General features: G+C 72.0%; 10 protein-coding genes. 1 reads left to right on the forward strand and 9 read right to left on the reverse strand.

The features are described 5' to 3' along the window. Positions 1-2: 2 nt before the first annotated feature. Positions 3-284, forward strand: a complete 282-nt coding sequence (locus ACFY36_RS14080; protein ID WP_499746343.1) for a hypothetical protein — start codon at positions 3-5, stop codon at positions 282-284. Between the two features lie 378 nt (positions 285-662). On the opposite strand, the gene ACFY36_RS14085 is transcribed toward ACFY36_RS14080, so the two are convergent. From ACFY36_RS14085 to ACFY36_RS14125, 9 genes are read right to left on the reverse strand one after another with little or no spacing between them, the layout of a single operon-like run. After that, positions 663-2,561, reverse strand: coding sequence for an ATP-binding protein (locus tag ACFY36_RS14085; protein ID WP_499746344.1), 1,899 nt, complete (start codon positions 2,559-2,561; stop codon positions 663-665). A gap of 7 nt (positions 2,562-2,568) precedes the next feature. Then, a complete protein-coding gene (locus tag ACFY36_RS14090) occupies positions 2,569-3,816 on the reverse strand; it encodes a lysine N(6)-hydroxylase/L-ornithine N(5)-oxygenase family protein (RefSeq protein ID WP_499746345.1) in 1,248 nt (415 codons plus the stop codon). Between the two features lie 11 nt (positions 3,817-3,827). Beyond that, on the reverse strand, positions 3,828-4,454 hold the full coding sequence (locus ACFY36_RS14095; RefSeq protein WP_499746346.1) for an isochorismatase family protein: 627 nt from the start codon (positions 4,452-4,454) through the stop codon (positions 3,828-3,830). Between the two features lies 1 nt (position 4,455). Then, on the reverse strand, positions 4,456-6,015 hold the full coding sequence (locus tag ACFY36_RS14100) for a (2,3-dihydroxybenzoyl)adenylate synthase (protein ID WP_499746347.1): 1,560 nt from the start codon (positions 6,013-6,015) through the stop codon (positions 4,456-4,458). After that, entirely contained in the window at positions 6,005-7,180 is a 1,176-nt protein-coding gene (locus ACFY36_RS14105; protein WP_499746348.1) for an isochorismate synthase, read from the reverse strand. Before ACFY36_RS14105 ends, ACFY36_RS14100 begins: the two co-directional genes overlap by 11 nt. A 23-nt stretch (positions 7,181-7,203) precedes the next feature. After that, positions 7,204-7,956, reverse strand: a complete 753-nt coding sequence (locus tag ACFY36_RS14110) for a 2,3-dihydro-2,3-dihydroxybenzoate dehydrogenase (protein ID WP_499746349.1) — start codon at positions 7,954-7,956, stop codon at positions 7,204-7,206. After that, positions 7,953-9,293, reverse strand: a complete 1,341-nt coding sequence (locus ACFY36_RS14115; protein WP_499746350.1) for a cation:proton antiporter — start codon at positions 9,291-9,293, stop codon at positions 7,953-7,955. The genes ACFY36_RS14110 and ACFY36_RS14115 overlap by 4 nt, the downstream gene beginning before the upstream one ends. Beyond that, complete coding sequence (locus tag ACFY36_RS14120) at positions 9,286-10,074, reverse strand: siderophore-interacting protein (RefSeq protein ID WP_499746351.1); 789 nt, start codon at positions 10,072-10,074, stop codon at positions 9,286-9,288. The genes ACFY36_RS14115 and ACFY36_RS14120 overlap by 8 nt, the downstream gene beginning before the upstream one ends. Then, positions 10,071-10,865 carry an alpha/beta fold hydrolase gene (locus ACFY36_RS14125; protein WP_499746352.1) on the reverse strand — a complete coding sequence of 265 codons (795 nt, stop codon included), beginning with the start codon at positions 10,863-10,865 and terminating at the stop codon, positions 10,071-10,073. The genes ACFY36_RS14120 and ACFY36_RS14125 overlap by 4 nt, the downstream gene beginning before the upstream one ends. Positions 10,866-10,868: the final 3 nt, after the last annotated feature.

The following is a 10,868-nucleotide window of genomic DNA, read 5'->3' on the forward strand; positions in this document are numbered from 1 at the left end:
GCATGCAGGGGTATCTGTGGCTCGCCGGCTTGGGGCTCGTGGCCGGATTCGCTGTCCTGCTCCTCAAGCGCATACGTGGTCGGCGACAGACCAATGCGGACCCGGCGGCGGCCGCCCGCGCGGCCATGCGCTCCATCCGCCGGAGCTCGCCCCGTTACCGCGACGACATCTTCACCCGGGGCCACGGTGTTCCGGACCGCCACTCCGGCGCCGTCGCCGAGAACGCCACTTACGGCGACGCCGCGAACTTCGATTCAGGCGGTGGAGAAGCCGGCTCGCACTGAGCGGACTGATCCGGCTTCCTCTGCCGTCCCCCTCGCCGTCGAGTCGACCGGAGCCGCCGCCAGTTCGCTCACCCGGTCACGGCTGCTCACGGCCTCAGCCTTGCGCTGGACGATCTGCTGCTCCAGCGTCCAGGCCGCGGCGGAGAAATCGGTCTGCGCGGCCGGTAATTCTCGTCCAGCGCCGCGATCACCCGGTCCGCCCTCTTCCCGTCTTTCTTGTCTTGCTCGTTCACCAGGGCATGAACGCCCCGGCGAGCGCCGTCACGACGCTGACAACGATCGCCGACGCGGGGTCTTTTCAGCAGGTTCGAGATTCACGCGGCGATGCTATAAATCAGGGGCAAATGCGACTCCGATTCACCCTTCGCGGTGGCGCCGCTAAGGCGACACCCGGGCCGGGGTCAGGGCGTCGTGGACCTTGTGCAGGAGGTCCTGGCGGGTGAAAGGCTTCTCGACGAAGGGGATGTCGGGGTCCAGGACGCGGGTCTCGCCCAGCAGGCCGTTGCTATATCCGGACATGTAGACGACCGGGAGGTCGGGGCGGCGCTCGTGGACCAGCTGGGCCAGGCGGGGGCCGGACATCTCCGGCATGATGACGTCGGTCAGCAGGGCGTCGCAGCCCTTCTCCGCGAACAGTTCCAAGGCGTGCGGGGCGCTGTCGGCCAGCAGCACGTGATATCCGCCCGCGGTCAGGATGCGGGTCACCACCCGGGCCAGGTCGACTTCGTCCTCCACGACCAGGATGGTGCGGCCGTCGCCCGGTGGCGGGGCGGCCGGTCGGGCCGCGACCGGGGCGTCGCCGGCGACGGCGGCCAACGGCAGGTAGATGCGGAACGTCGTGCCCACGCCGGGTTCCGAGTAGACGTTCAGGGCGCCGCCCGCCTCGGTCACGATGCCGTAGACCGTGGACAGGCCCAAGCCCGTACCCCGGCCCCGGGGTTTTGTGGTGAAGAACGGCTCGAAGATGCGCTGGACCACCTCCGGCGGCATGCCCTCGCCGGTGTCGCTGATCTGCAGGCGGGCGTAACGGCCGGCCGGCAGCGCGGGCTGCATCTTCACCTCGTCGCCGTCGACCTCGGCCGTGTCCGCCTCCAGGACCAGGGAGCCGCCGTCGGGCATCGCGTCGCGGGCGTTGATGGCCAGGTTGAGCAGGATCTGCTGGAGCTGACCGGGGTCGGCCCGCACGACCACCGGCTGCGCGGCGGGGCGGGCGACCAGCGTGATGTGCTCGCCGATGGTGCGTTCCAGCATGTCGCGGACCTCGGCCAGGGCCAGGTTCAGATCGACGTCCTGCGGCTGCACCGTGTCGCCGCGGGTGAAGGTGAGCAACTGGCGGGTCAGGCCCATGGCCCGGTCGGCCGCCGTGCGCACGTGGTTCAGGTCGGAGCGTACGCCGTCGTTGCCCTCGCTCTCCTCGATGGCGAACTCGGTGTAGTTCACGATGATGGCCAGGATGTTGTTGAAGTCGTGGGCGATGCCGCCGGCCAGTTTGCCCAGGCTCTCCATGCGCTGGGCCTGATGGGTGCGTTCCTCCAGGGCGCGCTGGCGCTCGGCCGCCTCCCGGGCCTCGCGGATGTCGCGGGCCACCACCGAGACGCCGGTGACCACGCCGCCGCTCTCCCGGATCGGGGCCACGTTCAGCGACACCTCGACCGGGGAGCCGTCCTTGTGCAGCCGCCGGGCCTCGTAGTAGACGCCGCGTTCGCCGGCGGCGATCCGGGCCCGGACGTCCTGCTGCTCGGCGAAGCCGCTCTCGTCGGCCAGGATCGCCACCGGCTGCCCGATGATCTCGTCGGCCGTGTAGCCGAACAGGCGCTCGGCGCCGCCGTTCCACGCGTTCACCAGGCCGCCCATGCCGAGGCCGATGATGGCGTCGTCGGTGTATTCGACGACGGCGGCCAGGGTGGATCGGGCCTCGTCGGCCTCGGCCAGGCGGTTCTGCTCGCCCGGGGAGACGTACATGGCGCCGCCGCCGAGCAGGACGCCGTAGCTCCGGCGCAGCGACCAGTAGTAGACCCCCACGGCGGCCGTGAAGGTGTCCCACAGCGCCAGGGTCCACCCCACATGAGCGGTGTGCGCGATGCTCGCCCGGTACGACGTCCACGCGTGCAGGCCGTGGCCGACCGCGCAGCTGAAGAAGATGAGCGCGGTCGCCATGGCGAGCCGGTTCGTGCGCAGCTGTCCCTCGCGGCCCACGGGCACCACGATGGCCATCATGATCCCCGCGTAAGCGACCATGATGACCAGGTTCGCGAGCAGGTACAGCTGCTCCGGCACGTTCGTCCTATCGGCCGCCCACCCCGGAAATTGAGGCCGTGATCTCGCCGGCCCGGATCGCGCCGGCCGAGAGCAGGGTGGCCGTTATCCCGTGCGCGTGTTCGGTTCCGCCCTGCAGATAGATGCCGGCGCGCAGCTCCGGGTCGGTCTCGAGGCGGTAGTCGCGCCCGGCGCGCAGCAGGTCCTCCTCGTCGCGCAGGCAGTGCTTGCCGGCCATGCCGAGCAGGCGGGTCACGTCGACCGGGCGATAGCCGGTGGCGTAGACGATCGCGTCGGCCTCCAGGGTGGTGAGCTCGCCGGTCGGCAGGTGCTCGACCACCGCGGTCACCCCGTCGGGGCGCGGGGTCAGGTCGGCGATGCGGGAGGCGCGCATCATGTGGAGGCGGTCCCGGCCCAGAACCCTTTCCCGGTACGTACGCCGGTACAGCTCCTCGATGAGATCGCCGTCGACCACCGAGTAGTTCGTGTTGCGGTGGTAGTCGAACAGCATCCGCTTCACCTCGGCCGGCGCGTCGTAGTACAGGTCGACGGCGGCCGGGTCGAAGATCTGGTTGGCGAAGCTGCTGTCGTCGGCGGGACTGTAGCCGTACCGGAAGAAGACGCTGTTGACCTCGGCCGTGGGATAGCGCGAATGCAGGTAGGCGACGGACTCGGCGGCGCTCTGCCCGGCGCCGACGACGATGAACCGGCGCGGCTCGGCGACCTCGAAGGAAGCCACCCGGTGGAGCAGATCGAGGTTGTGCCAGACGCGCGGGCCCGGGGTGACGTCGGGCGGCAGGCTCGACTCGAGGCCGACCGCGACGACGACGTTGCGGGCCCGGAACGTGCCGCGCGGGCTGATGACGTCGACCGCCCACGCCTCGCCGTTCTCGTCGACCACGGGCACGACGTCGGTGACGGTGTGGCCGTAGCGGACCATGTGGGCCATCCGGCGGGCCGCCCACACGAAGTAGTCGTGGAACTCGACGCGCAGCGGGTACATCGACTTGAAGTTGATGAACTCGGCCAGCCGGTCGTGGGCGTGCAGGTACGACACGAAGCTGAAGTCGCTGGCCGGGTTGCGCATGGTGACCAGGTCCTTGAGGAACGACACCTGCATGGTGGCGTCCTCGAAGAGCATCCCGCGGTGCCAGCCGAAGTCCTCCTGCTTCTCCAGGAAGACAGCGGTCAGCGGAGTCTCGCTTTCTTCGATGGCGATGGCGAGCGCCAGGTTCGACGGGCCGAAGCCGATGCCCACGAGGTCGTACACCGTCATGGTTGTGCCTTTCAGAGGAAGGTGGCGATCTCGGAGGCCGTGCCGACCACGCCGCACCGGTCGGCGACGTGCCGCAGCGCGTCGCGGTGGTGGGCGGGGCTGAAGTCGGCGACGGCATCGGCGACGACGAACGGCTGGATGTCGCGCATGAACGCGTCGAGGGTGGTGGCGAGCACGCCGATGTGCGCGTAGACCCCGGTGACGATGAGCTGGTCGCGTCCTTCGAGCAGCTCGGCCAGGGGCGTGCCGGCGAAGGCGCTGTAGCGGCGCTTGGTGATCTGGACGTCGCCCGGCCCCGGGGCCAGCGCGTCGGTGATGGCCAGCGCGCTCGCCGACGGCGGCGGCCCGTCGCCCCAGAAGTCCTGGAGCAGGCCGCGTTCGGCCAGGCTCTGCCCGCCCGGCTGGGCCGAGAAGACGACCGGCATGCCGGCCTCGTGGGCGTGCTTGCACAGCGCCGCGATGTTGTCGACGACCCGGGCCATCAGGGCGTGGTCGGCGGTGCCGAACGGGGCGAGGAAGTAGTTCTGCATGTCGTGCACGAGCAGGGCCGCCCGCCGGGGGTCCGGGCGCCAGCCGACGCGGGCGTTCTTCAGGGAGAAACCGGTGGGAAGGGGGTACGGGGTGATGCGCGGGAGCATGTCAGCCTTCCTTCAGCGATCGCAGGGCCGCACGCAGCTCGCGCCGGCTGATCTTGCCGACGCCGGTGACGGGGAACGCGTCGACCACGTTCAGCCGGTCGGGGATCTTGTACGCCGCCAGTCCGCGTTCCCGCAGATAGACACGGACGTCCTTGAGAGCGAGCGCCATGCCGGGGCGTGGCACCACGAAAGCGCACGTCCGCTCGCCCAGATACGCGTCGGGGATGGCGACCACGGCCACGTCGTGCACGGCCGGGTGGGTGAGCAGGTGGTTCTCCACCTCCTCGGCCGCGATCTTCTCGCCGCCGCGGTTGATCTGGTCCTTGGCCCGGCCCTCGACCACGAGATAGCCGTCGGCCCGATGCCGCACGAGATCGCCCGTACGGTAGAAACCGTCGGCCGTGAACGCGGTCCGGTTGTGCTCCTCGGCGTTCCAATAACCCTTGATGGTGTACGGGCCTCGGGTCAGCAGATGTCCGACCTGACCCCGCTCGACCGGCTCGCCGGCGTCGTCGACCACGAGGATCTCGTCGTCCGGCGAGATGGGCCGCCCCTGGGTGTTGAGCACGATCTCGTCCGGGTCGTCGAGACGGGTGTAGTTGACCAGCCCTTCGGCCATGCCGAACACCTGTTGCAGCCGGCAGCCGAGCACCGGCTCGACCCGGGCCGCGACCGTGCTGCCCAGCTTGGCGCCGCCCACCTGGAGCACCTGAAGGCTGGACAGGTCGGGTTTCTTGTCCATGGCCGCGACCGCGTCGATCCAGAGCTGGGCCAGCGGCGGCACGACGGCGGTGATGGTGACCCGCTCGACCGCGATGAGCGGCAGCACGGTCGCCGGGTCGGGCCGGCGGGCCAGCACGATGCGCCCGCCCGCGTGCAGCACGCCGAGCACGCCCGGCGACGACATGGTGAAGTTGTGCGCCACCGGCAGCACGGCGAGGTAGACGCTGTCCGGGGTGAGGTGGCAGATGTCGGCGCTCTCGCGGACGCTGTAGAGGTAGTCGTCGTGGGTGCGCGGGATCAGCTTGGGCAGCCCGGTGCTGCCCCCCGAGAGCTGCAGGAAGGCCAGCTCACCGGCGGACGGCCCGTCCGGCAGCCCGGCCGGATCGGCGTAGAGGGACGGGAGATCCGCGTCGATGATCATCCGGGCGGCGCCGGTGGCCGTCGCGAGGGTGCGGTGGTCGAAACCCTCGTGCACGCCGGTCGTCACGAAGGCGACGGCGTTCGTGTGCGAGCAGAAGTAGCCGATCTCGGCCGCCCGGTGGGCGGGCAGCGCGAAGACCGGAAGCGCGCCCAGGCGGAACAGCGCGAAGATGACCTCGAAGTACTCGGCCTCGTTGGGCAGCTGGACGACGACCCGGTCGCCCTTGCCGATGCCCAGGCCGTGCAGGCCCGCGGCCAGGCGCAGCGCGCGGTCCCGGAGCTCGGCGTAGGTGATCTCGCGGTCGCCGTCGACGACGGCGACGCGGGTGCCGAATTTCTCGGCGGAGGAACGTAGAAGATCTTCGAAGGTCTGGCCGGTCCAGTACCCGCGCGACCGGTAAAGCTCCTCAGAGGACATCGGAGTGCTCCAATCCCAGAGCGGCCACCATGGTGCCGAGCTTGGCCGTGGTCTCGGCCAGCTCGGCCGCGGGTTCCGAGCCGGCCACGACGCCGGCCCCGGCGAACAGGTCGAGGCCGTCCTCGTCGGCGGTGGCGCAGCGGATGGTGACCGCCCACTCCCCGTCGCCCGAGGCGTCGACCCAGCCGACCATGCCGGTGTAGAAGCCGCGGTCGAACGGCTCCAGCTCGCTGATGGCGGCGCGGGCGGCGGCGGTCGGCGTGCCGCACACGGCCGGGGTCGGGTGCAGCGCGGTCGCCAGCCGCAGGGCCGAGGCCGCCGGATCGGCCACGGTGCCGGTGATCAGGGTGGAGAGATGCCACATCGTCGCCGTGCGCACCAGCGACGGTTCGGAGGGCACAGTCAGATGCGAGCAGTACGGGCGGAGACCGTCGGCGACCGCGCTGGCCACCACCGCGTGCTCGTGCCGGTCCTTCTCCGACCGCAGCAGCGCCTCGGCCCGGCGGGCGTCCTCGGCCGGGTCGCCGCTGCGCGCGGCCGAACCGGCCAGCGGGTTGGCCGTGACCAGGGTGCCCCGGCGGGAGACCAGCAGCTCGGGGCTGGCACCGAACAGGGTGCGGCCGCCGCCGAGGTCGACGCCGAACGTGTAGCCGCCCGGGTCGCGCCCGGCCAGCGCCCGCACCACCGGAGCCGGGTCGAAGCCGGGCGCGTCGGCCCGCAGCGACCGGGCCAGGACCACCTTGGTGTAGCGGCCCGCGTTGATCTGCCGGACCGCCTCGGCCACCGCCGCGGTGTAGCGGCCCGGATCCGGCACCGCCCGGATCTCTTTCACCTGGACGGTTGCCTCGCCGGCCGCGGCGGCCACCGGCGGCCCGCCGCGCCGCAGCCGGGCCGGCACCACGAGGTGCGCCGGCGCGTCCGGGGCGAACGGGACCGCGCCCACCACGGCGCGGACCTCGTGACCGGCCGCCTCGGCGACGCCCAGGACGGCGTCGACGCGGTGGGCCAGGTCGGCCAGGCCGTCCCGGCGGCCCGACGGCGGAACCGCGAAATAGGTGCCCTCGGCGAGCAGGGTGCCGCTCGGTGAGGCGAACAGCGACGAGCGGCCCGGGCGGTAGCCCGCCAGCAGCTCGGCCGCGGTGGTCGCGGCGGAGACGGTAGTCACTTCGATGGTTCTCCTTGTCAGGCTCAGGCCCGGAGCGTCGCGCCGCCGTCGACGTACAGGTCGTGCATGGTGATGTGCCGGGCGCGGTCGGAGGCGAGGAACAGCACCGCGTCGGCGACGTCCTCGGGCTCGGCGAGCCGGCCCAGCGGGATGCCGGTACGGAAGGTGGCCGGATCACCGGCGATGACCGGGTCCGGTCCGCCCTCGTCCCACAGGGACCGCTGCATCGGGGTGTCGGTGGAGCCGGGGGCGACCACGTTGCAGCGGATCCCGTAGGGGGCCAGCTCGAGCCCGAGGCTCTTGGTGAAGGCGGTCGAGGCCGCCTTGGACGCGGCGTACGCGGCCATGCCGGAGCGCGGGATCCCGGCCGCGTTGGACGACACCGTGACGATCACCCCGGCCCGGCGGGTCACCATCCGGCGGGCCACCGCCCGGCTGGCCCGGAAGACCCCGCCCGCGTTGACGTCGAACAGCGCCGCCCAGTCCTCGTCGGAGAAGCCGACGACGGCCCCGGTGCGCAGCACGCCGGCCACGTTGGCCAGCACCCCGATCGGGCCGAGGCCCAGCTCCACCGCCTCGACGACACCCTCCACCTCGGAGGACTGCGAGACGTCGGCCACGTAGGCCGTGATCCCGTCGTGCTCGGCGGCGAGCCGCTCCACGCCCTTGGCCTCCCGGTCGACCGCGGCCACCCGCGTGCCGGCCTCGGCGAAGGCGAGCGCCACGGCGCGGCCGATGCCCTGACCGGCCCCGGTGACCAGCGCGATTCCCGTCATTTCGGCGCCCCCTGTCCGGAGAAGGCGAGAGCCCGCTCCTGCTCGAGCTCGGTGATCTGCACTTTCGACATCGACCAGCGCAGGATGGGCGGGCCCATCACCGAGGTGATGACGGCGATGAGCACGACCACCGTGTAGGTGGCGATGGACAGCACGCCCAGGCGCAGGCCGGTGGTGGCCACCACGACCTCGACGATGCCGCGCGAGTTCATGCCGGCGCCGAGAGCGATCGACTCCCAGCGCGACAGCTTGCTGGCCCGCGCCCCGATGTAGGCGCCGGCGAACTTGCCGACGATCGCCACCAGCAGCAGCGCGACGCCGGCCAGCAGCACCTTGGGGTCGGCCAGCGCGGTCAGGTCCATCCGCAGGCCGGCCGTGGCCATGAAGAGGGGTGCCAGCACGGACAGCACGATCGTGCGCAGCGGCGACAGGTCCTGCCAGATCGAGCGGCCCGGCCGCGGATCGGGCTTCTCGGCCGCGCGGGCCTGCCCGATGAGGATGCCCGCGACGAACGCGCCGAACAGCGCCTCCATGCCCATCGCGTGGGTGGCGGCCGCGCCGAGCAGGATCAGCACCACGGACGCGGTGACCCGGGGGCCGCCGTCACCGGCCATGCCGGCCAGGTCGAGCACCCAGCGCACGAGCGGGCGGCCGACGAGGATCGCGGCCACCACGAAGCCGATGAGGTAGACCACCGACAGGGTGACGGCCCCGGCCCGTACGCCGGTGGTCGCCGCGGCCGAGACCACCGACAGCAGGAACCAGCCGACGGCGTCGTCCACCATGCCGGCGGCCAGCGTCAGCTGGCCGATGTCGCGATGCAGCAGGCCCATGTCGGACAGCGTCTTGGCGATGACCGGGATGGCCGTCACGCACATGGCGACGCCCAGGAACAGCGCGAACGTGCCGCGGTCGCTGGTCTCGGTCAGCATCGCGGCCGGCACGAGGAATCCGGCCGCGATGCCCAGCGCCAGGGGCAGCAGAAGACCCGCGAGGCTGACCTTCACGCCGGTGATGCCGCGCTTGCGCAGCATCACGGTGTCCAGCTGTACGCCGGTCACGCCGACGAGCAGGAGCACACCGAACTGCCCCACGGCGTCGACCAGGTGCAGCTGGTCGGCGTCGGACGGGAGCACCCAGGTGAAGGCGCCGGGGGCGAGCGCCCCGAGCAGCGACGGCCCCAGGATCACGCCGGTCAGCAGCTCGCCGACGAGCGCGGGCAGGCCGAGCCGCACGGCCAGCCGGCCCAGGGCCAGCGCGACCAGCAGGAGCAGCGACACCTGCAGCAGGAACACCAGCAGGGTGTGCGGCGCCAGGCTGGGCAGCGGGCTACTCATCGTCGTCCTCGTGGTGGTCCAGGTTCTCGACGCCCTTCTTCCAGTAGCCGTCGATCTCCATCCACTTACGGTTGAGGCCCCGCGCGCGCAGATGGCGGCGGACCGGCTTGAGACCCGTGGCCTCACCGGCGATCCAGACGTAGCCGTCGCCCTCCGGAAGGGTCACGTCCCGCACATCGCTGAGCTTCTGGCCGCGGTCGCGGAGGAGCCAGGTCACGCCGTCCAGGGGCTGCTTCTCGCTCTCGCCGGCCACCTCGGCGAAGGCGAGCACGGTGGCGCCGGCCGGAAGCTGCTCGAGCCAGGCGGCGAGGGCGGGCAGGGCGGTCTCGTCGGCGCCGAGCAGATACCAGTCGAAGGTGTACGGCACCAGGTTCGAGCCGCGCGGCCCGAGGATCCCGACCCGCTTACCCGGCGCCGCCCGCGCCGCCCACGATCCGCCGGGGCCGTGCTCGTGCAGCACGAAGTCGATGTCGAGCTCGCGCGCCTCCGGCCGCAGGTAGCGGATGGTGTAGTCGCGGTAGATGGGCAGCGGCGAGCCGGGCGGCGGCGGCTCCAGGCCCTCCTCGCCGATCGACGGCATCACCGGCAGGTCGGCGCCGGGCTCGGGGAAGAAGACCTTCACGTGGTCGTCCGGCGCCCCGTACTTGAAGCCGTCCAGCTCCTCGCCGCCGAGGGTGATACGGACCATGCGCGGGGTGAGCCGCTCGACGCGGCGGACCTCGAGCAGGCGGGGCGTGAGGTCGTGCCAGACGAGCTCGACCTCGCGGGCGGTGGTGGTCATGCGGGCTCTCCATCGAAGAAGGCGATCAGCTCGGTGTTGAGCCGATGGGGCTGTTCCAGATATCCGTAGTGGCCGGCGTCGGGGATCTCGGTGTACCGGGCGCCCGGGATGGCCTGGGCAACCTCGAGGCCACCGGCGGCCGGCGCGATGAGGTCGTCGGCGAACCCGACGACGAGACAGGGGCTTTCGATTCCCCCGTACGCCTTCAGGCGGTCCTCCTCGGCGCCGGCCTCCTGCCGGCTCGGCGTCCCGGCGTGGCCCGGCAGGCGGACCTGGAACACGTCGAGCCAGTCCTGGGCCTGCCGGTCGTCGGCCAGCGTCCGCGGCGACAGGTTGAAGGCCGCCCGCACCACGGCCCGGTACTCGTCCGGCAGCTCCACACCGGCCCGCTCGAGGCCGCGCTCGCCCGCGGTCATGGCGGCCTGGAACGCGCTGCGGCGCCCGAAGGTGGCCATCAGGACCGCCTTGTCGACCAGGTCGGGCCGTTCGAGGCAGAGCTCGGCGGCGACCCGCGCGCCCATGGAGGAGCCGGCGATCCGGCACGGGCCCAGGCCGAGCTGCTCGATCAGGGTGACCGCGTCGTTCACCAGGTCGGGCATGGTGACCACGGGCGGGGTGGCGCTGGGCGGCAGCCCCCGGGCGTCGTAGGTGACAACCCGATAGCCGGCCGCCACGAGCGCGGGCACCTGGTGCAGGTGCCAGGTGCGCCCCCGGGCGCCGTTGCCGGCGAGCAGCAGCACTCCCGGGCCGGTGCCGGCCTCCTGGTAGTGCAGGCCGTCGATGACGGGCATCTC

The sequence above is a fragment of the Actinoplanes sp. NPDC000266 genome (assembly GCF_042899005.1).
Taxonomy (GTDB): Bacteria; Actinomycetota; Actinomycetes; order Mycobacteriales; family Micromonosporaceae; genus Actinoplanes.

Coding starts and splice junctions, on each gene's coding strand:
- ACFY36_RS14115 (WP_499746350.1), bottom strand. CDS start 9,293: ATGAGTAGCCCGCTGCCCAGCCTGGCGCCGCACACCCTGCTGGTGTTC.
- ACFY36_RS14100 (WP_499746347.1), bottom strand. CDS start 6,015: ATGTCCTCTGAGGAGCTTTACCGGTCGCGCGGGTACTGGACCGGCCAG.
- ACFY36_RS14095 (WP_499746346.1), bottom strand. CDS start 4,454: ATGCTCCCGCGCATCACCCCGTACCCCCTTCCCACCGGTTTCTCCCTG.
- ACFY36_RS14090 (WP_499746345.1), bottom strand. CDS start 3,816: ATGACGGTGTACGACCTCGTGGGCATCGGCTTCGGCCCGTCGAACCTG.
- ACFY36_RS14125 (WP_499746352.1), bottom strand. CDS start 10,865: ATGCCCGTCATCGACGGCCTGCACTACCAGGAGGCCGGCACCGGCCCG.
- ACFY36_RS14110 (WP_499746349.1), bottom strand. CDS start 7,956: ATGACGGGAATCGCGCTGGTCACCGGGGCCGGTCAGGGCATCGGCCGC.
- ACFY36_RS14080 (WP_499746343.1), top strand. CDS start 3: ATGCAGGGGTATCTGTGGCTCGCCGGCTTGGGGCTCGTGGCCGGATTC.
- ACFY36_RS14120 (WP_499746351.1), bottom strand. CDS start 10,074: ATGACCACCACCGCCCGCGAGGTCGAGCTCGTCTGGCACGACCTCACG.